Origin of the sequence: Shinella curvata, assembly GCF_022899935.1 — a bacterium.
Classification (GTDB): Bacteria; Pseudomonadota; Alphaproteobacteria; order Rhizobiales; family Rhizobiaceae; genus Shinella; species Shinella curvata.
In genome coordinates, this window is sequence record NZ_JALJCJ010000001.1 from 831,360 (window position 1) to 858,355 (window position 26,996).

The window sequence follows — 26,996 nt, forward strand, 5'->3', positions numbered from 1 at the left end:
GCATTCTCCAGACACAACACGGATTTCCCATGGCTTTGACGATGACGGCAAAGAGACGGCTTGTGACGACCGCGCTACTGGCGCCGGCGTCCGTCTGGCTGTTCGTCTTTCTCGTGTTGCCCTTCATCGCCATGGTGATCTTTTCCGTCGGCGAGCGCGGACCGGCGGGCGGCTATCAGGCGGCGTTCACCTTCGCACAATATGCCAACCTGCCGGCCCGCGCCGCTGCCTACTGGAACACCTTGCTGCTCGCCCCCGTCGGCGCCTTCTTCTGCCTGGTCGTCGCCTATCCCACGGCTTATTATCTTGCTGTCAAGGCAAGCCCGCGCCATCGGCTGCTGCTTGTCTCGCTGGTCGTCGTGCCGTTCTGGACGAGCCTGCTCGTGCGCACCTATGCCTGGATGTATATCCTCGGCTCGCGCGGTATTCCGAACCTTCTCGACATGATCGGCATTGCGGATGTGCGCCTGCTCAACACGCCCGGTGCGGTGCTGCTCGGCATCGTCTACGGCTACCTTCCGCTGATGATCATGCCGATCTATGTCAGCCTCGAAAAACTCGACCGCCGCCTGCTGGAGGCGTCCGCCGATCTCGGCGCAAAGCCGGTCTCGACCTTCTTCTCCGTCACCCTGCCGCTCTCGCTGCCCGGTGTCATGACCGGCGTCGCGCTGGTGACGATCCTGCTGCTCGGCGAATATCTCATTCCCCAGCTGCTCGGCGGCGGAAAGGTCTTCTTCATCGGCAATGCACTGGTCGATCTCTTCCTGCAATCGCGCAACTGGCCCTTCGGCTCGGCAATTGCCGTCACCCTCGTCGCCATCGTCGTGGTGGTGCTGATGGTCGCCATGCGCATCGCCTGGCGCATATCGGGCACAAGACAGGTGGATCTCATCTGATGCGCGCGCTGATCACCTCCGTCTATGTCTTCCTCTATGCGCCGATCGCGCTGGTCGTGCTGTTCTCCTTCAATGCGGGGCGCAATGCGAGCGAGTTCACCGGCTTCTCCGCGCAATGGTACGGCAAGGCGCTCGCCAATCCGTTCCTCGTGACCGCCTTGCAGAACAGCCTGATCATCGCGCTGGTAAGCGCCACGCTCGCCGCGGTCTTCGGCACCATGGCCGCACTCGGGCTGGAGCGCCTCGGCGCCCGCACCCGCGCGATCTTCGACGGCCTGCTGGCCGCCGCCATCGTCGTGCCTGGCGTCGTCATCGGCATCGCGACGCTGGTGGCGCTGGTCGCCGTCTTCGGTGCCATCAACCCGGCCATCGCCGCGCTCTGGCCGGGTGATAGGCCGCCGCAGCTCGGCCTCGGCTACGGCTCGATCATCGCCGCCCACGGCCTCTTCACCATGGCGCTCGTCACGATGATCGTGAAGGCGCGCATCGCGACGCTGGGACGCGATATCGTCGAAGCCTCGGCCGATCTCTATGCCACGCCCTTCACCACCTTCCGCGATATCGTGCTGCCGCAGATCCTGCCGTCGGTGCTGTCGGGTTTCCTGCTCGCCTTCACCTTCTCCTTCGACGATTTCATCGTCGCCTTCTTCGTCGCTGGCTCGAAGACCACGCTGCCGATCTACGTCTTCGCCTCGATCCGCCGCGGCGTGACGCCGGAGGTCAACGCCATCGCAACCATGGTGCTGGTTGCCTCGCTGCTGCTCATCCTGATTTCCCGCCTTCTGATGCGGGACAAAACCCAGAAATCGCCTGCCGGGGAGTGAGACCGATGATCCTGAAGAACCGTGTCGCCATCGTCACCGGAGCGGGCTCCGGCATCGGCCGGGCCGGCGCGCGCATCATGGCGCGCGAGGGCGCCACCGTCTGCGTCGCCGATCTCGACGAAACGCGCGCGCACGAGACGGTCGATTTCATCCGCGCCGAAGGCGGCAAGGCCGAGACCGTCATCGTCGACGTCACCGACGATGTCGAACTGAAGATGGCGATCGCCTCGGTGCTGTCGCGCCACGGCCGCATCGATATCCTGCACAACCATGCCGGCGCACAGGTGGCCGGCGATCTCGAAAGCGTGCCGATCGACGGGCTGGATTTCTCCTGGAACCTCAATGTGCGCGCCCATCTGATGGCGGCGCGCTATGTCATGCCCGTCATGAAGGCGCAGAAGAAGGGTGTGATCCTCAACACCGCCTCCTCCTCCGGCGTGCTCTACGACCGCGAGATGATCGCCTATACGACGACCAAACACGCCGTCATCGCCATGACCAAGCAGATGGCGGGCGACTATGCGGGCCACGGCATCCGCGTCAACGCGCTCTGCCCCGGCTGGGTCGACACGCCCTTCAACGCGCCCTTCATCACCCAGATGGGCGGGCGCGAGGCGATCGAAAGCTATATCAAGGAAAAGGTGCCGATGGGGCGCTGGGCCGATGTCGAGGAGATCGCCGAGCCGATCCTCTTCCTCGTCTCCGACCGGTCAAGCTACATGACCGGCCAGATTCTTGTCGTCGATGGGGGCGAGACGGTGACCTAAGCAATTCCAGCAAAAGCGCGCAGCGGTTTTGCGTCCGGAATTGCGTCAACAGGAAAGTTTACACGCCGACCGGCGTGCCGAGCGAGCCCTGATGCACGACGATGCGGGCGTGATAGGGCACGCGCTTGTAGAGATCGAGCACATCCTGGTTGATCAGCCGCACGCAGCCCGACGACGTCGCCTTGCCGATCGACTTCCACTCCGGCGAGCCGTGCAGGCGGTAGAGCGTGTCCTTGCCGTTCTGGAAGATATAGAGCGCACGCGCGCCGAGCGGGTTCTTGATACCCGGCTCCATGCCGCCGTTCTCGACGGAATATTTCGCAAGGCTCGGCGTGCGGGCGATCATGTCGGCCGGCACCTTCCAGCGCGGCCAGGGCTGACGCCACTGGATGACGCCCTCGCCCTCCCAGGCAAAACCGTCGCGGCCGATACCCACGCCATAACGCATCGCCGTGCCGCCGGGCTCGACGACATAGAGGAACCGGTTCGGCGTATCGACGACGACGGTGCCCGGAGCCTCGCCCGTCGGGTCCTGCACGCGCTGGCGATAATATTTCGGGTCGATCTGCGTGTAGGGAATGGCCGGAATCTGGTGGCCGCCGTCTTCCAGCGCGGCATAGCGCGCGGCCAGTTCCTCGTCCGTCGCCGGCGTGATGGGGTAACGGATCTTCTGCGGAACCGGAACAATCTTGGTAGACGGCTGCGTGGTCGCGCAGCCCGCAAGCGTCGCGGCAGCGCCAAGGAAAAAGGCTCTGCGCGACAAAGTGCACACCGTGGACATTCTCGATAGGACTCCAATGGGATAGACGGGTTGAGGCCGATGGCTATCCAAAGCGTCGGGTGGCTGGCAAGAAGAACGGGCTTCACATCTTCGGCATCGCCCCTTCGTTTTATAGAGGCGATGCAAAGCGGTCACGCCCGGCCCGGCGCAACGAGGAAAACACGATGGCCCCTGTGGAAATCAATCCGGCGCATGTCCGCGAATTCGTCGATCTCGACAGCTTCTATCGCTGGCTCGACGAGAACCATGCCAGCGCGCCGGAAGTCTGGATCAAGCTTCACAAAAAAGCATCCGGCCTGCCGTCAATCACCTCCGAGGAGGCGATCGAGGTCGTGCTCTGCTGGGGCTGGATCGACGCCATCCGCAAGAGCCATGACGAAAAGAGCTTCTTCCAGCGCTACTGCCCGCGCGGCAAGAAAAGCGTGTGGAGCAAGAAGAATGTCGACACCGTCGGCCGACTGACCGAGAGCGGGCGGATGACCAAACATGGGCTGAAACAGGTGGAAGCCGCAAAGGCCGATGGACGCTGGGAGAAGGCCTATGGCAGCGGCAAGGACCTGAAAATCCCAGACGATTTCCAAGCCGCTATCGATGCGGAACCTGCGGCCAGGGAGATGCTCGGCAAGCTGACCGAGCAGAACCGCTTTGCGCTGGCCTTTCGCCTGCACAACGTCAAGACGGAGGCTGCGCGCAAGCGGCGGATCGAGGCTTTCGTGGAGATGCTGAAACGCGGCGAGACGATCTATCCGCAAAAGCAGAAATAGACCGTCCCGTTAAGCCGCGTTCGATCAGTTGGCGCTGGCCGTGCGCGTGCCGGACTGGCCGGCGAGCCAGTTGTGCCAGTCGCTCTCGCTGCCGGCGAAGACATTGAGATCGATCTTGCCGGAAACGCCGTGCGACAGGCCCGAGCCGGAATATTGCCAGAAGGTCCAGCGGCGGTTCGGATAGCGCTTCGACGGGTGGGCTGCGACCGAGCGCAGCCAGAACGGATATTGCGTCAGCTCGCCCGAGAGATTGTCCTCATAGAAGTCAGGCGCCGTGTAGATGATCGGGCGCTTGCCATAGTGGCGCTCCAGCATCTCGGCGAAGACCTTGATCTTCTCGACATACTGCGCACGCGTCAGGCGCTTCTTGCACGCGGATTCGCCATTGTACTCGGCGTCGATAACCGGCGGCAGAGCATCGGGATCGCGCGGCACGTTGCGGATGAACCACTCGGCCTGGGAGCTCGCCACGCGGCACCAGTAGAAGAAGTGGTAGGCGCCGCGGCGAATACCGGCCTCCTTCGCCAGACGCCAGTTCTTCTGGAACATCGGATCGAGATGGTCGCCGCCATCCGTCGCCTTGATGAAAGCGAAGTTGGCACCCTGCGTGCGCAGCTTCATCCAGTCGATATCACCCTGCCAGCGCGACACGTCGACGCCGTGCACCTGATAATGTTTCGGTGCACGCTTGCCGAAGTTGATGGGATGGGCATCGCGGAACTGCTGGCTGTAGACGCGCGAGCGCTTGGCCGAACGCCCGACGGACGGCTCGATGGCGAAGACAGCGTTTTCCGGCCGCGTCTCGGGAACGGCAGACTGCTTTTCCATGGTTTCGAAGACGTGATTTTCCGGCGTGGCACCGGCCCAGGCGAGCATTTCCGCACCGCCATCCGCCTTCACCTTGCCTTCGCCGACCGCGACTTCCGGGACAGGCCCTGATTTCACGGAGCTGGTGACCTCTGCCGACGGTTTTATCGACAGGGCAGTCTCGGGATTGGAGCTTGAGGCACAGCCCGCCATGGAGGCGCAGCCGAGCAGGATCGCTGTCAGGACCGAAAGACGCATAGGCACTCGCACGCAAAACAAACCGAAGCCCCCGCCCACAGCACGCAGACGGAATTACTAACGGAAGATTACCGCGAAATGTTAAATGCAAGGTTTACGCTGGCCGTGACATTTCAGGCACTTAGCAGCACTTACCTTCACTACTCCTGCTGGTTTCGGTCACGAAAGCGTGTCCGACAACCCGTCAGGCATTGCCGATCCTGATGTAGCCGATGTCCTTCTTTTCGATTTCGTCGAGCGATTCCTCGTAGCCGGCATCCGCATAGCGGATCACGCCAAGCGCGGTATCATTGGTCAGCGCATGCTGTAGTCGCTCCGCACCGCCAGCCGTGCCATCAGCCACCAGTGTCACGCCGCAGCTCGTCATGTAACCGGCATAACCGCCGCCGCCCGAATGGATGACGACGAGGTCGGCCATCGAGGAGGAAAGCAACATGGCATCCAGCAGCGGCCAGTCGGCGATGGCATCCGAACCGTCCTTCATGCGCTCCGTCATGATGTTCGGATGCGCCATGGCACCGGCATCGAGATGGTCGCGCGAAAAGGCGATCGGCCCCTTAAGCTCACCCGCCGCGACCAGCTTGTTGACGGCCAGCGCCAATTCCGTGCGCTCGCCATGGCCGAGCCAGGCAATGCGCGCCGGCAGGCCCTCGAAAGGCACGTTCTCGCGGGCAAGGCGAATCCAGTTGGTGACGATGAAATTGTCCGGGAACATCTCCAGCACGAGATCGTCGATGCGGGCGATATCGCTTTCCTCGCCCGACAGCGCCATCCAGCGGAACGGCCCGATGGCACGCGCGAAGAGCGGCCGCAGATAGGCTTCTGTGAAGATCGGAATATCGAAAGAGTTGGTCACACCGCCCTCCCGCGCCTGCGTGCGGATGAGGTTGCCGTTGTCGAAAACCTCCGAACCCATCCTCTGGAAATCCAGCATGGCGGAGACATGTTCGACGATCGAGGCGCGGCTTGCCGCCATCAGCTGCCCCTGCCCGTCATCGCGCAGACCCTTCACCTGATCGAGGCTCATGCCCTTCGGCACATAGCCGTAGACAAGGTCGTGCGCCGAGGTCTGGTCCGTGACGATGTCCGGCACGATGCCGCGCCGCGCGATCTCCGGATAAATCTCCGCCGCATTGCCGACGAGACCGATCGAGGTCGCGCGCTTGTCCTTCACCGCTTCGTCGATCATGGCGAGCGCCGTATCGAGATCCGGCGCGACATGTTCAAGGTAACCGACGGCCTTGCGCGCAGCGGCGCGTGCCGGATCGATATCGACGCAGAGAATGGCCGCCCCCGCCATGCGCCCGGCGAGCGGCTGCGCGCCGCCCATGCCGCCAAGACCAGCCGTCAGGATGAAACAGCCGGCGAGACTGCCGCCGAAGCGTTTTTCCGCAATGCGCATGAAGATTTCATATGTGCCCTGGATGACGCCCTGACTGCCGATATATTGCCAGGCGCCAGCGGTCAGCCCGCCCCAGCAGATCAGGCCCTTGCGCTGGAGTTCATAGAAGACCTCCGCCTTCGCCCATTGCCCGACGATATTGCAATTCGCCATGATGACGAGCGGCGCCTTCGCATGGGTTTTCAAGAGCCCGACCGGCTTGCCGGACTGGATGACCAGCGTCTGGTCCTCGTCCATCTCCGTCAGCGCCTTGACGATGGCCTTGTGCGCCGCCCAGTTGCGCGCCGCCTTGCCGAGTGCGGCGTAGACGATGAGATTGTCCGGGTCCTCGCCGACCGACAGCACGTTTTCGAGCAGCCGCAACAGCCCCTCCTGCCGCCAGCCCTTGGCACGCAGCACATCGCCGCTGGGGATCGGATAATTCGGATGGCGCGGATTGGCTTTGGGCATGGACGTCCCTCTTTGAAAAACAGAATTCGTTACTTCGGCGGCAGCGTATCGACAAAGGCGATGGCCTCGGAAATCAGGCGCCGGCGCAGCATTTCGTCGGCGCAGGCGTCGGGCGAGGCGCGCACCCAGCCCTCCATCACCCGTTCGCCCATCACCATCGGCGCGATGCCGTCGATGGCGAGCGCCCAGGCATCGTTGCCCTTGCCGAGGCGAGTAAGCATGCCCTCCTTGCGCGCGCCACACAGAAGGTGCCCGTCCAAGAGCCAGGCAAGCCCGCCGAACATCGGCTTTTCCGAAAGGCCCGCGCGAAAGCCGAGATCGGTGCGGACGATGTCTTCCAGTTCCCTGTCCCGTGCCATCGCCCGCTCTCCCGCCTATTTCGCCAGGGCGTAGCTGACGAGGTCGATCCCCATCGCCTTTTCGACCGAGGGATAGACCGTCGGGTCGAGCACGCTGGAGGCGAGTGGGATGATCGACTTCGGCACATGCAGCACGAAGACTTTCATGCCGACTTCGAGCTGCCCGACGCTCAGCGGCTCGCCCTCGGGCGAGAGCGTGGTGATGACATCGGGGAAGGTCGCGCGGCGCTTTCCGTCCGCCGATTCCACCGCCATATATTCATTCATGACATGCAGCACCGAGGCGGTATCGCCCTTGCCGACCGTCACCGTGCCGATGTCGAAGGCCTCCTTGGTATAGACCACCGACTTGTCGGTGATCACACCCTCGGAGAGGATCGAGCCGCCGGTCGTCTTGACGATCGCGTCGATGATCGCCGAGCCGCCCTTGCCTTCCGCCGCGATGATCGCCTCGCCAAGCGTCAGTGCCAGCGAGATGCCGCCGAGTGCAGCATTCTTGCGCACATAGGAGGCGCGCAGCGGGTTGCGGCAGGAGGCGATGAAGCCGCCGGACATGTCGGAGGCGGTGCGCAGGATCGGCGAGACCTTTGCCGTCGCACCACGCACGACGAGCTCGATATAGCGGTTCTCGTCGCGATTGCCGCCGACGGCCGTCTGGATCATCTGCTCGGGGGAGCCCGCCATGCCGATCGAGCCCATGTCACCGGTCGGATGCGCGCGCATGTCACCCACGGCATCCAGCACCTTGGTGCCGAGGATGGCCGAAGGCAGCCAGCCGTTCAGCGTCGAGGACTTACCGTTCTGGCCGACCATCAGCGCCGCGACTTTCTCGCCGAGCGCCTCCTGCAGAAGCTCCACCGCCTTCACATAATCGACGCCGCGCATTTCCCAAGGCGTGGTCGAGGCCGGAGCGCCGATGGCCGCCGCCGTCGCCACCCAGTCGTCATCGGAGAGCTCATCGATGGAGACCAGTTCCGGCTTGCCGATCGACACCGCGGCATAGCCGAGCATGCGCCCATGGTCCGCCCAACCACCGCCGCCGGCGGCATAGACCGAGCCGCCCTTGACCGCCGCCTCGACGTCTTTTTCCTTTAAAATCCGGCCCATTAGACGCTCTCCTGACTCAATTTCTGATCCAGCTGAATCACTGCATTAAAAAGCACCGCCGCCCCGAGCGCGATATCGTCGGTCTCGGCAAATTCCTCCGGCGCATGGCTGCGCCCACCGAGACACGGCACGAAGATCATCGCCGACCGCGTCACCTTCGCCATGAAGGCGGTGTCGTGACCCGCACCCGAGGCCATGCGCCGATGGCTGGCGCCGGCCGTCTCGCAGGCGGCATCCAGCACGTCGAGCACCAGCGGATCGCCCGGCGTCGGCATGTTATCGGAAATGCGCCGCGGCCCGGCGATGGTTGTGCCGGTCTCGCGCGCGATCCCATCGGCAAGCTGGTCGACCGAGGCGGCGAAGAGGTCCATCGCGTTGCGCTCCTCCGCCCGAGCATCGATCAGCAGGCGGGCGCGCGACGGCACGACATTGGCGGCATTCGGCTCGATGGAGAATTCGCCGACGGTTGCCGTGAAGTGGCCCGGTCCTTCCGAGAGCGATTTCGCCAAGGCCTCGATGCCCGAGACCAGCCGCGCGGCCGCCGCCAGCGCATCGGCACGCGAACCCATCGGCGTCGTGCCGGCATGATCCGCCCGGCCCTCGACGATGATCTCGATGCGCGTGATCCCGGCAATCGCGGTCACCACGCCGATATCAAGCCTTTCGGTCTCCAACACCGGCCCCTGCTCGATATGCAGTTCGAGAAATGCGGAAATATCCTTGCGCGCTTCGGCGGCGATGCGCGCAGGGTCGCCACCGACATCGCGGATACCTTGCTCCAGTGTCAGTCCGTCCCTCTCCCGCAACAGCCAGTCCGCAGGCAGCACACCCGCCATGCCGCGACTGCCGATGCAGGAAACGCCGAAGATCGAGACCTCCTCGGCGAGGAAATCGACGACCTCCAGATCATGATTGAGTTCGATGCCCTTGTCGGCCAGGGCCTGCGCCACTTCCAGCGCCACCGCTACGCCGGCAATACCGTCATAGCGCCCGCCATCCGGCACCGTATCGGAATGCGAGCCGAGCATGATCGTGCCGAGACCGGGCTTTTTGCCCGGCCGCCGGGCAACCAGATTGCCGGCGGCATCAATGCGTGTCTCGAGCCCCGCGGCCCGAAATCTTTCGTCGAGAAAATCCCGCCCCGCCGGGAACAGAGCGGTAAAGGCACGCCGTGTGTAGGGCCGGCCGGGCTCGGTGAGCTTGGCCAGCCCGTCGATCACATCCGCGATGCGGGCAGGATCGACCGGCAGATTGCTTGCACGAGCCATGATCAGGCCCTCGCGGAAACAAGCGTCGGCAACGGACGCACGAAGGCGCCGGTGCCGGGTTCGGAAAGCACGTTCGTGCCGTCGAAGGCGAGTTTTCCGCGCAGATAGGTCGCGGAGACACGCCACGGCAATCGAATACCATGATAGGGCGACCATCCCACGACATTGTTGCCGCTTGCTGCCGCGTCATACGTATAGGGCTCGGGCGTCAGCACGGTGATGTCGGCATCTTTGCCGGCTTCCAGCGCGCCCTTCACATGGTCGAGCCGGAAATGGCGCGCCGGGTTTAACGTCATCAGCTCGGCGGCGCGCGTCAGCGGAATGCCGCGCTCCAGCGCGCCCTTGACGAAGAGCGGCACCATGACCTCCAGCCCCGGCACGCCCGACGCATTGGCCAGCATGTCCGAATTGGTCTTGCGGTCCTCCGACCAGCTGACATGGTCCGTCGAGACCAGCGTGACATTGCCCTCGGCGACATGGCGCCAGAGCTTTTCCACCTCGGCGCGCGGGCGGATCGGCGGATTGATCTTCGCCTTGCCGCCAAGCCTGGCGACGTCGTTCTCCTCGTCGAGAACGAGATAGTGGATGCAGCATTCGATGGTCGCGCGAAAACCTTGCGCGCGGTAGACGGCGGCGATCTCGTAGCCGCGGCCGAGCGAGCAATGCACGACATGGGCCGGGCAGCCAGTCTCCGCACCGGTTTCATAAATCTGGTTGGAGGCAAGCAGTTCCGTCAGCGGCGGGCGCGACAGGCCGTGGGCGCGATAATCGGTGATGCCGGCCGCCTTCACCTTGGCGATTGCCGCGCGCACCGCCTCGTCATCCTCATTGTGCACGCCGGCCGTCAGGCCCGTGGGTGCGATGGCGCGGAAACAATCCTCCAGCAGGGCTGCCGGAATGCGCGGAAAACGCTTCGGGTCCGTGCCGAAGGTGGAGAACTTGAAGGCGGCAACGCCCGCCTCAACCATTTCCGCGATGCGAGCCGGTCCTTCTTCCGGGTCGACGGTGCCATAAAGCGCGAAATCGACGCGCGCCTGCGGCCTCGCGTGATCGACCTTGATCTTCACCGCCTCGGCGGAGCAGACGAGATTGCCCTCGTCATAGGGCATGTCGACGATGGTGGTAACGCCACCCGCCGCCGCCGAACGCGTCGACCAGATGAAATCCTCCTGGTTCTTCTGCGACAGCGAATGGACCTGCGCATCGATGGCGCCGGGCAGGATGAGCGCGCCGGACAGGTCGTGCCGCTCCTTCGCCGCCGGCATCGTGCCCTGGCCGACATGCACCACCTTGCCGTCCCGCACCGCGACATGGCCGCCTTCGACGATGCGGTCCGGCAGAACCACGGTGCCTTTCAGAACGAGATCGAAATCGGCCATCGGCGGGTCCTCACGGTTTCAGGGCAAAGAAGCTGTCGACATCCGCCATGGGCGCGGCATCGACGAAGGCGGCGAGTGCTTCGGGGCTGGCAAGGTCGCGGTCGAGCGCCTCGATTTCGGCGGAGAGCGGCCGGTCCTTGCGGTAGAAGGGGCTGATCGCCCGCGTGCGCTGGTACGCGATGGCGACGACACCCTCGGTGTTGTCACCGGAAAGATCGATCGCCTGGGCAGACAGCATGGCCTCCAGCGCCGCGAGCTGGCGCAGGTCGCGCACTTGGCTTTCCATGCGCTCGACGATGAGCGGCAGGAAGGTCGCCTCCTCCTCCAGCCCGCCGGCCACGACGATCGACTGCGCCGAGATCGGCACCGCCAGCGACTGGATGCGCATGTAGAGTTCGACGGCGAGTTTCAACAGCGGCCCGAAGCCCGTCGCCGCCTCGCCGGGCGCCACGAGATTGACCGGCAGGTTGCGGCGCACGCCGTTCGACAGCAGCACGCAGCGGTTCAGCACATTGCGGGCGAGATGGGCAAAGCCCGTCTGCGCCGCCTCGACATAGAGCGTGGTCGACAGCGGCAGCGAGCCGCCCGAGGCCATGACATGGCTGTCCATCACGACCGGATTGTCATCCGACTGCGCCGTCGCCTCGACGAGGCGCTCGGCGGCGGTCATCAGCGTATCCAGGCACGCGCCGAACACCTGGGCAGTCATGCGCAGGCTCAGCGGATCGTGGATGGCCGACGGTTTTGGCCAATGCCCCGAGGTCGCCTGCGCCTCGAACCACGTACCCGCCAGCGCCTCGCCATGCGCCGAAAGCCGTGCCGCCACCCGCCACGGATCGGCCGACGCGCCGAGCGCCAGCGACGACAGCACGCCCGTCACCATCAGATTGCGGATCGCTTTCGCTGCCTCGCGCACGACATTGGCAGCGGCGGCATGCGAGATGGCGTTGACGCTGAGTGCCGCCAGCGCATCGCGGGGCTGCATGCGGTAGGGTTTCAGGCCGGCACGCTTCAGCGCCTCCGGCGCCGGCAGGCGTTCGCCGCCATACCAGGCCTCGCCCTCGCCGGTCATGACGGCGGCGATCTGCCCCATCAGGCCGATATCGGCGCAGCCCATCGAGCCATGGCGCCGCACGACAGGCACGACATCCTTTTCGAGCAGCGCCAGGAAGGCATCGATCAGCTCCGGGCTGCAACCGGAATAGCCGCCGAGCGCCGTGTTGACGCGGATCGCCATCGCCTTGCGCACGATCGGCAGCGTGAAGGGCTCGCCGGTGCCGAAATGATGCGCCTTGACGAGATTGTTGTTGAATTCGACGAGATCGTCCGCCGTCCAGAGCTTGTCCTTCATCGACCCGACGCCGGTATTGGCGCCGTAGATCGGCAAGCCCGTGGCAAGACGGTCGGTGATCACGAGGCGCGACGTGCCGACGCGGCCCATGCCGATCTCGCAGGCCACCGGACGCCGCGCACCCGTACCGATCGCCTCCAGCGTGGCGAAATCGAGCGGTTGACCGGTGAGATAGAGCGTATCGGCGGAAGCGAGCATGTTTCAAAAAGCCTGTTTTTCAGAGGCAATCCCAAGACAGTGACGTGCGATTTCCGTCAGGAATTGCGTGTGGATGTTATGCGGAACGGGAAAGGATCGTATATCCCAAAACCCGTACGGTTTATGCTATAGGTCGAACAGCCAGCAAGACGCCGAAGGACCACCCGTGGATCTATCCACCCTCTGCCTTGTGCACAGCATTCTCGAAGAACGCGGCATCCGCAGGGCAGCCGCCGCTTGCGGCCGCCCGGCCTCCAGTGCCAGCGCCGCCCTTCGACGGGTCGAGACCGTTTTGTCCGTGCCGCTCGTGCGCCGGGACGGCCAGGCCCTCGTGCCGACACTGGAGGCGGAAGCCCGCCTGCCGCGCTTCGCCGACATCGCGCGCGCCGCCGCAGCACTCGCCGCATTGGGCGAGGGTGATGGCAGCATCCCGCTTACCGCCCTCTCCCGTTTCGCCGCTGCGGCCCGTGCCGGCAGCATCAACGCGGCCGCCAAAAGCCTCGGCCTTGGCCAGCCGCAGCTCACCCGCCAGCTCAGCCATCTGGAAGCCGCCATTGGCTGCAAGCTGCTCGACCGTTCGGCTTCCGGCATCAGCTGCACGCCAGAAGGCCTGGAGGCGCTGGCGCTCGCCGAACGCATCGGCGGCACGTGGGAACAGCTCTTCGCCGCCTCCGCCGAACGCTTCCGCCGCAGCGCCGCCACCTGGCGGCTCGGCACGATCATCCCCTTCGGCCACGAAAGCGAAATCGCCGCCATGCTGGCGCGGCTTGCCGTGGAATGGCGAAGCGCACGCCCCCGCCAGCCGCTCTTCCTGTCCTCCACCACCGCGGACGAACTCGTCTCCGGCCTGAAAAACCGCCGCTTCGACCTGATCCTGCTCGACACGGACCGCTATCCAGCGGAATTCGACGGACAGCTGATCGGCCGCTCCCAACTCGCGCTCGCCGCCCCGCGGGCACTGAAGGAGACCGAACGGCAAGATTTCGCCGCACTGTTACGCCGCTACCCCATCGCCGTCCCGAGCCCGAAGAGCGGCCTGCGCCAGATGACTGACCGCTTTCTGGAAGCGACCCTTTCCCCGGCCGAACGCTCCCGCCTGACGCTGGTCGAAGTCGATTCGATCCCCGTCATCATCAATCTCGTGCTGGACCACGGCCACCTCTCCGTTCTGCCGGAACATTCCGTCGCCAACATCAACTCGCCGCCGACGCTGCTGCCACTCGACACCGCCTACCAACAATCCCTCAGCCTCGTCTGGCCGCGCGACGCACTCTCCCGGCAGGCGGCGGAGGCGATGGTCAAGCTGCTCGCAAGATCCTAGCCCTTCGCCCCCGCCCTCAGCCGTCGCCGGGTCTCCGTCGGGCTTTCGTGATAGTGCGCGCGGTAGCTGCGCGAAAAGGCGGAGGAGGAGTTGAAGCCGGTAAGGGCGGCGATGTCGGCGAACTCGGCCTTGGTCTCGATGACCTTGCGCCGGGCGGCATTGAGGCGGAGCGCAAGATAATGCTGGTGGGGGGCGACGCCCATCGATTCCTGGAAGAGGTCCTGGAGGTGGCGGGCGCTGATGCCGACGCGCTTGGCAAGCCGTGTCAGGGTGAGCGGCGCATCCACCGTCTCTTCCATCAGCCGCACGGACTGGCTGACGCGCTGGTCGGCGACGCGCATGTTGCCGAGTGCCGGCACCTGCAAAAGGCCGCCTGTGCGCTCGTGCTCGTAGATGAACAGCCGCGAGACTTCGAGCGCCAGTGAATAGCCCTGGCGACGGCGGATGATTTCCAGCATCAGGTCGAGTGTCGGCAGCGAGCCGCCGGTTGTGATACGCTTGCCGTCGATGACATAGCGTTCGCGCATCACCGCGATCTGCGGGTAACGCGAGGCGAATTCCTCCATGTCCTCCCAGTGGATCGTCACGGAATGGCCGTTGAGCAGGCTCGCCTCGGCAAGCAGCCAGCTGCCTGATTCGATGCCGGCCATCATCGAGCGGTAGCGCGCCGTCTGCGAAAGCTGGCGCCGCAACAGAGGCGTCGCACTCATCTGCCATTGATAGCTCGAGAGCACGAAGAGCGGATGGGCCTCCTTCTCCGGCCGGAACACGCCGTCGACGGGCACGGGAATGCGGCTGCGCGTCTCCACCGGCGCGCCATCCGGCGAGAAAATGCGCCAGCGATAGAGGTCCTGGCCGGAGATGCGGTTGGCCGCGCGCAGGGGTTCGATGACCGAGGCGACGAGGATGAGGTTCGTCTCGGGCAACACGAGAATATCGATGTCGAGTGTATCGGCGGATGGATCGAGCATGGCGATATCCTGCTTTTTCATCTCTCGAATTGTCAAGGATGGATCCGAAAAGTGAAAGCACTGCGCCTTCTCTTGGCTCGTAATGGACCCAACAAGAATTCTGGGAGAGACCACATGCCCTTAGCCATGAACCGTGATGTCTTCATCACCTGCGCCGTCACCGGCTCCGGCGACACCGCCGGCAAATCGCCCCACGTTCCGCGTTCGCCAAAGCAGATCGCCGAATCGGCCATCGACGCCGCCAAGGCCGGTGCCGCCGTCGTGCACTGCCACGTCCGTGACCCGGAAACCGGCGCACCGAGCCGCCGCAACGATCTCTACCGCGAAGTGACCGAGCGCATCCGTGACGCTGAGGTGGACGTGGTGCTGAACCTCACCGCCGGCATGGGCGGCGACATGATCTTCGGCAATACCGAACAGCCGCTGCCGCTCAACCCCGTCGGCACCGACATGGTGGGCGCGACCGAACGTGTCAGCCACGTCGCCGAATGCCTGCCGGAAATCTGCACGCTCGATTGCGGCACGATGAACTTCTCGCTCGGCGACTACGTGATGACCAACACGCCGTCGATGCTGCGCGCCATGGGCAAGATGATGACCGACCTCGGCGTGCGTCCCGAAATCGAAGCCTTCGACACCGGCCATCTCTGGTTCGCCAAGCAGCTCGTCGAGGAAGGCGTCATCGAGGATCCGGTCCTCATCCAGCTCTGCATGGGCATTCCGTGGGGCGCACCCGACGACCTCAACACCTTCATGGCAATGGTCAACAACGTGCCCGCCAACTGGACCTTCTCTGCCTTCTCCATCGGCCGCAATGCGATGGCCTATCCGGCAGCCTCGATTCTCGCTGGCGGCAATGTTCGCGTCGGTCTTGAAGACAATCTCTATGTCGGCAAGGGCCAGCTCGCCACCAATGCACAGCTCGTCGAAAAAGCCGTGAACGTCGTTGAAAGCATGGGCGCCCGGATCATCGGCCCGGCCGAAGTGCGCGAGAAGCTGAAACTCCAGAAGCGGGCACCGAAATGAGCCAGATCAACAAGGCAGCCTGCGTCGGCGGCGGCGTCATCGGCGGCGCGTGGGTCGCGCGCTTCGCGCTCGCCGGCATCGACGTCAAGATTTTCGATCCACATCCGGAGGCCGAGCGCATCATCGGCGAAGTGATGGCGAATGCGGAGCGTGCCTATGGCATGCTCACCATGGCGCCGCTGCCGCCGAAGGGCAAAGTGACCTTCTGCAAGAGCTTGGAAGAAGCCGTCCAAGACGCTGACTGGATTCAGGAAAGCGTGCCGGAGCGGCTGGAGCTGAAACGCGGCGTCATCACCCAGATCGACGCGGCCGCCAAGCCCGATGCGCTGATCGGCTCGTCCACCTCAGGCCTGATGCCGACCGATCTGCAGCGCGACATGAAGCACCCCGAGCGGCTGTTCGTGGCGCATCCCTACAACCCTGTCTACCTGCTGCCGCTCGCCGAACTCGTCGGCGGCGAGAAGACGAGCAAGGCGACGCTCGAAGCCGCCAAGGCCAAGCTCGCACCCATCGGCATGAAGGGCGTGATCATCAAGAAGGAAATCGAAGCCTTCGTTGGTGACCGCCTGCTCGAAGCCGTCTGGCGCGAAGGCCTCTGGCTGATCAAGGACGACATCTGCGACACCGAGACGCTCGACGACGTGATCCGCTATTCGTTCGGCATGCGCTGGGCGCAAATGGGCATGTTCGAGACCTACCGCATCGCCGGCGGCGAAGCCGGCATGCGCCACTTCCTCGCCCAGTTCGGCCCCTGCCTGTCCTGGCCGTGGACGAAGCTGACCGACGTCGTCGATCTCAACGACGAGCTGGTCAACAAGATCGCCGACCAGTCGGACGCCCAGTCCGGCGCGCGCGGCATCCGCGAGCTGGAGCGGATCCGCGACCAGAACCTCGTCGGTATCATGCATGCGCTGAAGGCCGGCGATGACGGCAAGGGCTGGGGTTCGGGCAAGCTGCTCGCCGAGTTCGAGGAGCACCTTTGGGCCAAGGCCGGCAAGGCGAAGGTCGAGGTTTCCGCAAGCGAACCGCTGCGCCTGATCGATACCAAGGTCAATGCCGCCTGGGTCGACTACAACGGCCACATGACGGAACACCGTTATCTCCAGCTGTTCGGCGATACGTCCGATGCGCTGCTGCGGCTGATCGGGGTCGATTTCGCCTATGTCGAGGCCGGCCACAGCTACTACACGGTGGAGACCCACATCCGCCATCTCGGCGAAGGCAAGCTTGGCCAGGCGCTCTACACGACGCTCCAGCTTCTCTCCTCCGATGGCAAGCGGCTGCATTTCTTCACCCGTATCCACGACGCGGCAAGCGGCGACGTGATCGCAACGGCCGAACAGATGATGGTGCATGTCAACTCGAAGGCCGGCAAGAGCGTCGAGGCACCTGCAGAGGTGCTGGCGAAGATCAAGCCGATCGCCGACGCCCATGCCAAGCTCGCAACGCCTGACGGTGCAGGCCGCAGCGTCGGCCAGAAGCGCGCCTGATTTCATCACCCGGACGCCGAGAGGAACGGCGCCCGGCGTGACACTTCAGTCTCTCCCGGCTTTCGGGGGAGACGCCCGCCAAGGGCACCGGCCGCGACAGGTGGCCAGCAAAAGAATTCGAGGGGGAATGCCATGAATTTCGCATTGACCGACGAGCAGCAGATGATCGTGGATACGGTCCGCTCCTTCGTCGAAACAGAAATCTATCCGCACGAAAACGAAGTCGAGCGCACCGGCCATGTGCCGCCGGAACTCGGCCAGGAAATCGCCCGCAAGTGCAAGGAAATCGGCTTCTTCGGCTGCAACATGCCGGAAGAAGTGGGTGGTGCGGGCCTCGACCATACCTCGTTTACGCTCGTCGAACGCGAACTCGGCCGCGGCTCGATGGCGCTCACCGTCTTCTTCGGCCGCCCCTCCGGCATCCTGATGGCCTGCAACGACGAGCAGCGCGAACAGTACCTTCTGCCCGCCGTGCGCGGCGAGAAATTCGATGCGCTGGCCATGACCGAACCGGATGCCGGCTCCGACGTGCGCGGCATGAAGTGCTTCGCCCGCAAGGACGGCGACGACTGGGTCGTCAACGGCACCAAGCACTTCATCAGCCATGCCAATATCGCCGATTTCGTCATCGTCTTCATCGCGACCGGCGAAGAGGACACGCCGCGCGGCAAGAAGAAGCTCATCACCTGCTTCCTCGTCGACCGTGGCACGCCGGGCTTCGAAATCCGTAACGGCTACGAATCGGTCTCGCATCGCGGCTACAAGAACTGCATTCTCAACTTCGACGAATGCCGCCTGCCCTCCTCCCAGATCCTCGGCGAGGTGCACAAGGGTTTCGACATCGCCAATGACTGGCTCTATGCGACCCGCATCACGGTTGCCGCGACCTCTGTCGGCCGCGCCCGCCGCGCTTTCGACTATGCCCTGAACTATGCCGCCGAGCGCAAACAGTTCGGCAAGCCGATCGGTGCGAACCAGGGCGTTTCTTTCAAGCTCGCCGACATGATCACCGAGATCGACGCCGCCGACCTGCTGACGCTCAACGCCGCCTGGCGGCTGGATCAGGGCCTGCCGTCGAACCGCGAGATCGCCTCGGCAAAGGTCTATGCGACGGAAATGCTCGCCCGCGTCACCGACGAGGCGATCCAGATTTTTGGCGGCATGGGCCTGATGGATGACCTGCCGCTCGCCCGCTTTTGGCGCGACGCGCGCGTCGAACGCATCTGGGACGGCACGTCGGAAATCCAGCGGCACATTATCAGCCGCGATCTGCTCCGGCCGCTGGGAGCGTAATCAGAGAATGGTACGCTCCCTCGACCGTCTGATCCGGCCCAAATCCATCGCCGTCTTCGGCGGCAAGGAGGCGCGGCGGGTCATCTTCCAGTGCGACAAGATGGGTTTTTCCGGCGAGATCTGGCCGGTACACCCGCGTGAGGACGAAATCCTCGGGCGCAAATGCTACCGCTCGGTCGCCGATCTCCCCGGCGCGCCGGATGCCTCCTTCGTCGGCGTCAACCGCGAACTGACCATCGGCATCATCAGGGACCTGTCGGCGCGCGGTGCCGGCGGGGCCGTCTGCTATGCCTCCGGCTTCCGTGAGGCGGTCAGCGAACTCGCCGATGGCGACGATCTGCAAAAGGCGCTGGTGGAAGCGGCCGGCGACATGCCGATCCTCGGGCCGAACTGCTATGGCTTCATCAACATGCTGGACGGCGCCCTGCTGTGGCCCGACCAGCACGGCATGCTGCGTATCGACAAGGGCGTGGCCGTCCTCACGCAATCCTCCAACATCGCCTGCAACATTTCCATGCAGCAGCGCGGCCTGCCGCTCGCCTATATCCTGACGGCCGGCAACCAGGCGCAAACCGGCCTTGCCGATCTCGCCTGCGCCGTTCTCGAAGACCCACGCGTCACCGCCGTCGGCCTGCATATCGAAGGTTTTGATAGTCTCGAATCCCTAGAACGGCTCGCCCTTCGTTCGCGGGAGCTGAAGAAACCGGTCGTGACCCTCAAGGTCGGCAAATCCGAGCAGGCACAGCTGGCGACCGTCTCGCACACCGCCTCGCTGGCCGGCAACGACGCCGTGTCCTCCGCCCTGCTTTCCCGCCTTGGCATCGGCCGCGTCGAGACACTGCCGGAGCTTCTGGAAACGCTGAAGCTGCTGCATGTCGCCGGCCCGCTGCCGAACCACGACATCTCCTCCATGTCCTGCTCGGGCGGCGAGGCCTCGCTGATGGCGGATGCGGGTGTGAAGCGGAAGGTCAACTACCGGGACCTCAAGGATTTCCAGCGCCAGCCGCTGCGCGAAACCCTCGGCCAGATGGTGACGATCTCCAATCCGCTGGATTACCACACCTTCGTCTGGGGCAACCGCGAGAAGCAGACCGACGCCTTCACCACGATGATGAAGGGCGACTACGGCCTGAACCTCGTCGTGCTGGATTTCCCGCGCCTCGACCGCTGCGACGCCGCCGACTGGATCACCACCTGCCACGCCGTCATCGACGCCTCCAACGCCTCGGGCGCCAACGCCGGCATCGTCGCCTCGATGGGCGAGAACATGCCGGAAGCGACCGCTGAAATGCTGATGCAGAACGGCGTCGTGCCTTTCTATGGCATCGAGGAGGCGCTCGCCGCCGCCGATGTCGCGGCCGGCATCGGCGAGGCCTGGTCGAAACCGCAATCCGCCCCTCTGCTCAAAGCCGCTGCGGGTGAAGGCGAAACCGTTACGCTGAGCGAACACGAGGCCAAGCAGGCGCTCGCCGCTCATAGCCTGCCCGTTCCGCAGGGCCTCACCGCCGAGACGGCAGAGGCTGCCGCCGATGCCGCCGAAACGCTCGGTTTCCCCGTCGTGCTCAAGGGTCTCGGCGTCGCCCACAAGACGGAAGCGGGCGCGGTGAAGCTCAATCTGGCGAACCGCGACGCCGTCATGGAGGCCGCCAATGCCATGGCCGGCGTCGCCTCGGGTTTTCTCGTGGAAAAGATGGTGGGCAAACCCGTAGCCGAACTCATCGTCGGCGCGATGCGCGATCCTGTCGCCGGGCCGGTTCTGACGATCGGCGCCGGCGGCATCCTCGTCGAACTGCTTGAAGACTCAGCCATTTTGACGCTGCCGACCGACGAGAAGGCGATCCGCGAGGCACTTTCCGGGCTCAAGATCGCCAAGCTCTTGAACGGCTATCGCGGCGGTCCGAAGGGCGATATCGACGCGCTTGTCGCCGCCGTCGCATCAGCGGCATCCTATGTCGTTTCAAACGCTTCAATAATCGAAGAACTGGACGTTAATCCCATAATGGTGCTGCCCGCTGGCGACGGTGTCGTCGCAGCCGACGCGCTGATCCGTCTGAGGAAAAACCCATGACCGGACCGATAAGACAGCGCCGCGAAGGCGGCATTCTGGAAGTCACGATCGATCGCCCCAAGGCGAACGCCATCGATCTCGCGACCAGCCGCATCATGGGCAAGATTTTTGCCGATTTCCGCGACGACGACAGCCTGCGCGTCGCGATCATCACCGGCGCGGGGGAGAAATTCTTCTGTCCAGGATGGGACCTGAAGGCGGCCGCCGCAGGTGACGCGGTGGACGGCGACTATGGTATCGGCGGTTTCGGCGGCATGCAGGAACTGCGCGACCTCAACAAGCCGATCATCGCGGCGATCAACGGCATTTGCTGCGGCGGCGGGTTTGAAATCGCCTTGTCCACAGATCTCATCCTTGCCGCCGAGCACGCGACCTTCGCACTGCCGGAAATCCGCTCCGGCACGGTGGCGGACGCCGCCTCGATCAAGCTTCCGAAGCGCATTCCCTACCATATCGCGATGGACATGCTTCTGACCGGCCGCTGGCTGGACGTGCAGGAGGCGCACCGCTGGGGCTTCGTCAACGAGATCCTGCCGGCCGACAAGCTGCTTGATCGCGCCTGGGAACTGGCGCGCCTGCTCGAAAGCGGCCCGCCGCTCGTCTATGCCGCCATCAAGGAGGTGGTGCGCGCCGCCGAGGGCGACACCTTCCAGGGCACCATGAACAGGATCACCAAGCGGCAGTTCCGCACGGTCGATGTGCTCTATTCCAGCGAGGATCAGCTCGAGGGCGCACGCGCCTTCGCCGAAAAGCGCGATCCGGTCTGGAAAGGACGATAGGAAAGCGCCCCTGCATCGGGCGCAATCCAACGCCTTCCATAAGCCTGGCTTGTGGCAGAAATAGATATTTTAGGGCGTTACATGCCGCCTGTGGATAGATAGCTTTATAGATCACGAGCCGCGCAGCGGCGGGAACAGGAGGCTTCCGGGAGACGTGACGAAACCGGCATCTGCACAAAAAAGCCGGTCGTAAGGTTGCCTTAGAGGCAAAAAACAGAAATTCTGCCAACCATAACGACAAATGCCCAAAATGGGCGCAGCAAAGGGAACAGGGGAATGACTGACTACACCAAATATCTCACCGACCAGGTTTCGCTCGGCAAAATGAACCGCCGCGAATTCATGGGCCGCGCAGCCGCCTTCGGCGTCACGCTCGCCGTTGCCGGCACGATGTTCGACACCGCCGCCAAGGCGCAGGAGCCGAAGCGTGGGGGCAACCTCAAGCTTGGCCTCGAAGGTGCCGCCGCAACCGACTCGAAGGACCCTGCAAAGGCGCTCTCGCAGTTCATGTTCGTCGTGAACCGCAATTGGGGCGACATGCTGGTCGAATCCGAGCCGCTGACCGGTCAGCCGGTGCCGGCGCTCGCCGAATCCTGGGAACCGTCCGCCGACGCTTCGACCTGGACGTTCAACATCCGCAAAGGCGTAAAATTCCACGACGGCAAGGAGCTGACCGTCGATGACGTGATCAAGACCCTGCAGCGCCACACCGACGAGAAATCGGAATCGGGCGCGCTCGGCGTCATGAAGTCGATCAAGGAAATCAAGGCCGACGGCGACAAGCTCGTGCTCGTCCTCTCGGAAGGCAATGCCGACCTGCCGCTGCTTCTGACCGACTACCACCTCGTCATCCAGCCGAATGGCGGCCTCGACGATCCGAATGCGATGATCGGCACCGGGCCGTTCAAGGTCACCAGCTTCGAAGCCGGCGTGCGCGCCACCTTCGAACGCAACAAGGACGACTGGCGCCAGGACCGCGGTTATGTCGACACGGTCGAAATGATCGCCATGAACGATGCGACCGCCCGTATCGCAGCGCTGTCTTCCGGCCAGGTGCACTACATCAACCGCGTCGATCCGAAGACCGTCGACCTTCTGAAGCGTGCGCCGACCGTCGAAATACTTTCCACCTCCGGCCGCGGCCACTACGTGTTCATCATGCACGCCAACACCGCGCCGTTCGACAACAATGACCTGCGTCTCGCGCTGAAATATGCGATGGACCGCGAGACGATGCTGGAAAAGGTGCTCGGCGGCTACGGCAAGGTCGGCAACGACTTTCCGATCAACGAGACCTATGCCCTCTTCCCTGAAGGCATCGAGCAGCGCGCCTATGACCCGGACAAAGCCGCCTTCCACTACAAGAAGTCCGGCCACAGCGGCTCGGTCCTGCTGCGCACGTCGGACGTTGCCTTCCCGGGCGCCGTCGATGCGGCCGTGCTCTACCAGGAAAGCGCCAAGAAGGCCGGTATCGAGATCGAGGTGAAGCGCGAACCCGGCGATGGCTACTGGTCGAACGTCTGGAACGTCCAGCCCTTCTCGACCTCCTATTGGGGCGGTCGCCCGACGCAGGACCAGATGTATTCCACCGCCTATCTCTCGACGGCCGACTGGAACGACACCCGCTTCCTACGCCCGGACTTCGACAAAATCCTGCTTGAAGCCCGCTCGGAGCTCGACGAGGCCAAGCGCAAGGACATGTATCGCACCATGGCCATGATGGTCCGTGACGAGGGCGGCCTCATTCTTCCGATGTTCAACGACTTCGTGAACGCCTGCTCCAAGCAGGTGAAGGGCTATGTCCACGACATCGGCAACGACATGTCGAACGGCTTCGTCGCAACCCGCGTGTGGCTCGACGCCTGATGACCGGCGGCGGACCGGCGCACGGTCCGGAGCTGACAGCAACGGCTGCTGCGGGCGATAGCCCGCAGTCTGCCGGCGTTGCCGGGTCGGTTGCGTCCACTGGAGCGCCCATCAGCGAAGGCACGCCTTCGTTCTGGGCAAAACTCAGCAAGAGCAGCCCCCTGGTTGCGCTCATCCTGCAACGGCTCGCACTCAGCGTGGCCTTGCTCTTCGCCGTGTCGCTGATGATCTTCGGCGGGGTGGAAGCCCTGCCCGGCGACTTTGCCACCACCTATCTCGGCCAGTCCGCGACACCGCAGGCCATCGAGAACATCCGCAAGGATCTCGGCCTCGACCAGCCGGCAACGACGCGCTACGTCAAGTGGCTCGGCGGTGCGCTGCAGGGCGATTTCGGCAAATCCTGGGCTTCGAAAAACTCGGTCAGCGAGCAGATCGGCAAGCGTCTCGGCAATTCGCTGTTCCTCGCGTTCTTCGCGGCGATCATCTCCGTGCCGCTGGCCGTCGGCCTGGGCATGCTGGCGGTGCAGTTCCGAAACCGCCTGCCCGACAAGATCATCAACGTCGTCTCGCTTGCGGCGATCTCGTTGCCGGAATTCTTCGTCGGCTACCTGCTGATCCTGTTCTTCGCCGTGCAGCTGGGTGTCGCGACCTTCCCGGCGACGGTCTATGACTCGATGACGATCGGCCAGCGCCTGTCAGCCATCGCGCTGCCCACGGCCACCCTCGTTCTCGTGGTGCTCGCCCACATGATGCGCATGACGCGGGCGGCAATCCTCAACGTCATGTCATCGGCCTATGTCGAGACGGCGGAATTGAAGGGCCTTTCGGGCCTGCGCATCATCGCCAAGCATGCGGCGCCGAATGCGCTGGCGCCTGTCATCAACGTCATCGCGCTCAACCTCGCCTATCTCGTGGTCGGCGTCGTCGTCGTGGAAGTGGTGTTCGTCTATCCCGGCATGGGCCAGTACATGGTCGACGCTGTGACGGTACGCGACATGCCGGTCGTGCAGGCCTGCGGCCTGATCTTCGCCGCCTTCTACATTTTCCTCAACATGTTCGCCGATATCCTTGCGATCATCGCGAACCCCAGATTGAGGCACCCGCGATGAGACTTTCCTCTATTCCCGTCAGCGCATGGGTCGGCATTTTGGGCATTGCCCTTGCCGTCTTCTGCGCCCTGTTCGCACCCATCATCGCGCCCTATAGCGAGAGCCAGATCGTCGGCTCCGTCTGGGAACCGATTGGAGGCGACTATCTGCTCGGCACAGACAATCTCGGCCGCGACCTCTTCTCGCGTCTGATCTTCGGCGCCCGCACCACGATCTTCGTGGCGCTGGCGGCAACCGTGCTCTCCTTCTCGCTCGGCATGCTTCTGTCCTTTACGGCAGCGGTCACGGGCGGGCTGATCGACCAGGCCTTCTCGCGCTTCAACGACCTGATGATGGCGATCCCCACACTGATCTTCGCCCTCGTCGTTCTGGCCGTGCTGCCGCAGCAGCTCTGGATCCTCATCCTCGTCATGGCGGTGCTCGACAGTACGCGTGTCTACCGCATCGGCCGCGCCGTAGCGCTCGATGTGGCCGTCATGGAGTTCGTGGAAGCCGCACGGCTGCGCGGCGAAGGCACCGGCTGGATCATCTTCCGGGAAATCCTGCCCAACACGCTCTCGCCGTTGCTCGCCGAGTTCGGCCTGCGTTTCGCCTTCTCGATCCTGTTTCTCTCCACCCTCTCCTTCCTCGGCCTCGGCATCCAGCCGCCGGCAGCAGATTGGGGCGGCATGGTGAAGGACAACAAGGACGGCATCATCTTCGGCATTTCGGCCGCCCTCATTCCGGGCGGTGCGATCGCGGGGCTCGCCATCTGCGTCAACCTCGTCGTCGACTGGCTGATGAAACGCACCTCGAGCCTCAAGGGAGGGCGCGGCGATGCCTGATCTTCTTTCCGTCCGCAACCTCAAGATCGAGGCGACCAGCTACCCGCCGGGCGAGCCGCCGAAAACCGTGACGCTCGTCGAAGGCGTGAACTTCGACGTACAGAAGGGCAAGGTTCTCGGCCTGATCGGCGAATCGGGCGCCGGCAAATCCACCATCGGTCTCACCGCGCTCGCCTATGGGCGCGGCGGGGTGCGGATCACCGGCGGCGAGGTCAAGCTCAACGGTGAAGACCTGCTGAAACTCGGGCCCAATGGCATCCGCAAGGTGCGCGGCGCAAAGGTCTGCTACGTCGCGCAATCGGCGGCCGCGGCCTTCAACCCGGCCCATCGCCTCGGTGAACAGGTGATCGAGGCCTCGCTGAAGCACGGCATCATGAGCCGTGCGGAGGCGGAAAAGCGCGCGCTCTACCTGTTCAAGGTGCTCGGCCTACCAAGCCCGGAAACCTTCGGCCAGCGTTATCCGCACCAAGTCTCCGGCGGCCAGTTGCAGCGCGCCATGACGGCCATGGCGCTCTGCCCCAATCCGGAGCTTATCGTCTTCGACGAGCCGACGACGGCGCTCGACGTGACGACGCAGATCGACGTGCTGGCCGCCATTAAGCACGCGATCGAGGAAACCCACACGGCCGCGCTCTACATCACCCATGACCTTGCGGTCGTGGCGCAGATCACGGACGACATCCTCGTGCTGCGGCACGGCAAGATGATCGAGTACGGCTCGGTGAAGCAGATCATCGAGGCACCGACGCAGGACTATACCCGCGCATTGGTCAATGTGCGCGGCACCAGACGGGACGAAGCGCCCGACCAGACGGACACGCTCCTCAAGGTCGATAACATCACGGCCGGCTATTCCAACGGCTTCAAGGTGTTGCAGAACGTTTCCCTGCATCTGCCGAAGGGCCAGACGCTGGCGGTGGTGGGCGAATCCGGCTCGGGCAAATCGACGCTCGCCCGCGTCATCACTGGCCTGCTTCCCCCGCAGGAGGGCACGATCAGCTTCGACGGCAAGGCCTTGCCGAAGGCGCTGAAGGGCCGCTCGAACGATGAGCTTCGCCGCATCCAGATGATCTACCAGATGGCCGATACGGCGATGAACCCGCGTCAGACGGTGCGCGACATCGTCGGCCGGCCGCTCACCTTCTATTATGGCCTGCGCGGCCGTGAGAAGACGGAGCGGGTGAAGGAACTGCTGGAACAGATCGAGATGGGCGGCCGCTTCGCCGATCGCTACCCGGCCGAGCTTTCGGGCGGGCAGAAGCAGCGCGTCGCCATCGCCCGCGCCCTGGCGGCCAAGCCCGAGCTCATCCTCTGCGACGAGCCGACCTCCGCCCTCGACCCGCTGGTGGCCGAAGGCATCCTCAAGCTCCTCCTGAAGCTGCAGGAGGAAACGCAGGTCTCCTACATGTTCATCACGCACGACATCGCCATCGTGCGCGCCATCGCCGACTCAGTGGCCGTGATGCATCGCGGACGCCTCGTGCGCTTCGGCCCGAAATCGAAGGTGCTCTCGCCGCCCTTCGACGACTACACGGACCTGCTGCTGAAATCGGTTCCGGAAATGGAAATCGGCTGGCTGGAGCGGGTGCTCACCACCCGACGCATGGCCAGCGCCGGTAACTGATCAAAGCGGGCGGC

General features: G+C 64.2%; 23 protein-coding genes. 14 read left to right on the plus strand and 9 right to left on the minus strand.

The features are described 5' to 3' along the window. Positions 1-29: 29 nt before the first annotated feature. The 3 genes from MUU55_RS03985 to MUU55_RS03995 are packed head-to-tail and all read left to right on the plus strand — an operon-like array spanning position 30 to position 2,487. Positions 30-896, plus strand: a complete 867-nt coding sequence (locus MUU55_RS03985; protein ID WP_244759454.1) for an ABC transporter permease — start codon at positions 30-32, stop codon at positions 894-896. Continuing rightward, a complete protein-coding gene (locus tag MUU55_RS03990) occupies positions 896-1,720 on the plus strand; it encodes an ABC transporter permease (protein WP_244759455.1) in 825 nt (274 codons plus the stop codon). The genes MUU55_RS03985 and MUU55_RS03990 overlap by 1 nt, the downstream gene beginning before the upstream one ends. Before the next feature lie 5 nt (positions 1,721-1,725). Then, a complete protein-coding gene (locus MUU55_RS03995) occupies positions 1,726-2,487 on the plus strand; it encodes an SDR family NAD(P)-dependent oxidoreductase (protein ID WP_244759456.1) in 762 nt (253 codons plus the stop codon). 58 nt (positions 2,488-2,545) lie between these two features. Here MUU55_RS03995 and MUU55_RS04000 read toward each other — a convergent pair whose 3' ends face one another. Continuing rightward, a complete protein-coding gene (locus MUU55_RS04000; RefSeq protein ID WP_244759457.1) occupies positions 2,546-3,268 on the minus strand; it encodes a L,D-transpeptidase in 723 nt (240 codons plus the stop codon). A 164-nt stretch (positions 3,269-3,432) separates the two neighbouring features. On the opposite strand from MUU55_RS04000, the gene MUU55_RS04005 reads away from it, so the two are divergent. Then, positions 3,433-4,032, plus strand: a complete 600-nt coding sequence (locus tag MUU55_RS04005; RefSeq protein WP_244759458.1) for a YdeI/OmpD-associated family protein — start codon at positions 3,433-3,435, stop codon at positions 4,030-4,032. A 24-nt stretch (positions 4,033-4,056) separates the two neighbouring features. On the opposite strand, the gene MUU55_RS04010 is transcribed toward MUU55_RS04005, so the two are convergent. The 7 genes from MUU55_RS04010 to MUU55_RS04040 all read right to left on the minus strand — a co-directional run bounded on the left by MUU55_RS04010 (position 4,057) and on the right by MUU55_RS04040 (position 12,611). Next, on the minus strand, positions 4,057-5,097 hold the full coding sequence (locus tag MUU55_RS04010; protein ID WP_244759459.1) for a glycoside hydrolase family 25 protein: 1,041 nt from the start codon (positions 5,095-5,097) through the stop codon (positions 4,057-4,059). Positions 5,098-5,281: 184 nt separating this feature from the next. Next, entirely contained in the window at positions 5,282-6,949 is a 1,668-nt protein-coding gene (locus tag MUU55_RS04015) for a thiourocanate hydratase (protein WP_244759460.1), read from the minus strand. Positions 6,950-6,978: 29 nt separating this feature from the next. Further along, positions 6,979-7,308 carry a TfoX/Sxy family protein gene (locus MUU55_RS04020; protein WP_244759461.1) on the minus strand — a complete coding sequence of 110 codons (330 nt, stop codon included), beginning with the start codon at positions 7,306-7,308 and terminating at the stop codon, positions 6,979-6,981. Between the two features lie 15 nt (positions 7,309-7,323). After that, positions 7,324-8,415: a thiohydantoin desulfurase gene (locus MUU55_RS04025; RefSeq protein ID WP_244759462.1), complete on the minus strand. Its 1,092-nt coding sequence runs from the start codon at positions 8,413-8,415 to the stop codon at positions 7,324-7,326. Further along, on the minus strand, positions 8,415-9,683 hold the full coding sequence (locus tag MUU55_RS04030) for a Zn-dependent hydrolase (RefSeq protein WP_244759463.1): 1,269 nt from the start codon (positions 9,681-9,683) through the stop codon (positions 8,415-8,417). The genes MUU55_RS04025 and MUU55_RS04030 overlap by 1 nt, the downstream gene beginning before the upstream one ends. Positions 9,684-9,685: 2 nt before the next feature. Next, positions 9,686-11,062 carry a dihydroorotase gene (locus MUU55_RS04035; RefSeq protein ID WP_244759464.1) on the minus strand — a complete coding sequence of 459 codons (1,377 nt, stop codon included), beginning with the start codon at positions 11,060-11,062 and terminating at the stop codon, positions 9,686-9,688. A gap of 10 nt (positions 11,063-11,072) precedes the next feature. After that, positions 11,073-12,611 carry an aromatic amino acid lyase gene (locus tag MUU55_RS04040; RefSeq protein ID WP_244759465.1) on the minus strand — a complete coding sequence of 513 codons (1,539 nt, stop codon included), beginning with the start codon at positions 12,609-12,611 and terminating at the stop codon, positions 11,073-11,075. Between the two features lie 166 nt (positions 12,612-12,777). Here MUU55_RS04040 and MUU55_RS04045 point away from each other — a divergent pair, with 166 nt between their 5' ends. Continuing rightward, entirely contained in the window at positions 12,778-13,932 is a 1,155-nt protein-coding gene (locus MUU55_RS04045; RefSeq protein WP_244759466.1) for a LysR family transcriptional regulator, read from the plus strand. On the opposite strand, the gene MUU55_RS04050 is transcribed toward MUU55_RS04045, so the two are convergent. After that, positions 13,929-14,903 (minus strand): GlxA family transcriptional regulator, encoded by a 975-nt coding sequence (locus MUU55_RS04050; RefSeq protein WP_244759467.1) that lies wholly within the window; start codon positions 14,901-14,903, stop codon positions 13,929-13,931. The two genes, MUU55_RS04045 and MUU55_RS04050, sit on opposite strands and share 4 nt — an antisense overlap. 114 nt (positions 14,904-15,017) lie before the next feature. Here MUU55_RS04050 and bcoG point away from each other — a divergent pair, with 114 nt between their 5' ends. The 9 genes from bcoG (at position 15,018) to MUU55_RS04095 (ending at position 26,982) form a co-directional block, all read left to right on the plus strand. Next, entirely contained in the window at positions 15,018-15,929 is a 912-nt protein-coding gene (gene bcoG / locus MUU55_RS04055) for a 3-dehydrocarnitine:acetyl-CoA trimethylamine transferase BcoG (RefSeq protein ID WP_244759468.1), read from the plus strand. Next, entirely contained in the window at positions 15,926-17,419 is a 1,494-nt protein-coding gene (locus MUU55_RS04060) for a carnitine 3-dehydrogenase (RefSeq protein WP_244759469.1), read from the plus strand. The genes bcoG and MUU55_RS04060 overlap by 4 nt, the downstream gene beginning before the upstream one ends. Before the next feature lie 132 nt (positions 17,420-17,551). Beyond that, positions 17,552-18,712, plus strand: a complete 1,161-nt coding sequence (locus MUU55_RS04065; RefSeq protein WP_244759470.1) for an acyl-CoA dehydrogenase family protein — start codon at positions 17,552-17,554, stop codon at positions 18,710-18,712. 7 nt (positions 18,713-18,719) lie between these two features. Continuing rightward, positions 18,720-20,780 carry an acetate--CoA ligase family protein gene (locus MUU55_RS04070; RefSeq protein WP_244759471.1) on the plus strand — a complete coding sequence of 687 codons (2,061 nt, stop codon included), beginning with the start codon at positions 18,720-18,722 and terminating at the stop codon, positions 20,778-20,780. Further along, complete coding sequence (locus MUU55_RS04075) at positions 20,777-21,559, plus strand: carnitinyl-CoA dehydratase (RefSeq protein ID WP_244759472.1); 783 nt, start codon at positions 20,777-20,779, stop codon at positions 21,557-21,559. Before MUU55_RS04070 ends, MUU55_RS04075 begins: the two co-directional genes overlap by 4 nt. A 276-nt stretch (positions 21,560-21,835) precedes the next feature. After that, entirely contained in the window at positions 21,836-23,425 is a 1,590-nt protein-coding gene (locus MUU55_RS04080; protein ID WP_244759473.1) for an ABC transporter substrate-binding protein, read from the plus strand. Then, the gene (locus tag MUU55_RS04085; RefSeq protein WP_244759474.1) at positions 23,410-24,534 is read left to right on the plus strand and encodes an ABC transporter permease; all 1,125 of its coding nucleotides are present in this window, start codon (positions 23,410-23,412) and stop codon (positions 24,532-24,534) included. The genes MUU55_RS04080 and MUU55_RS04085 overlap by 16 nt, the downstream gene beginning before the upstream one ends. Beyond that, complete coding sequence (locus MUU55_RS04090) at positions 24,531-25,358, plus strand: ABC transporter permease (protein ID WP_244759475.1); 828 nt, start codon at positions 24,531-24,533, stop codon at positions 25,356-25,358. Before MUU55_RS04085 ends, MUU55_RS04090 begins: the two co-directional genes overlap by 4 nt. After that, positions 25,351-26,982 carry an ABC transporter ATP-binding protein gene (locus MUU55_RS04095; protein WP_244759476.1) on the plus strand — a complete coding sequence of 544 codons (1,632 nt, stop codon included), beginning with the start codon at positions 25,351-25,353 and terminating at the stop codon, positions 26,980-26,982. Before MUU55_RS04090 ends, MUU55_RS04095 begins: the two co-directional genes overlap by 8 nt. The last annotated feature ends 14 nt before the right edge of the window (positions 26,983-26,996 follow it).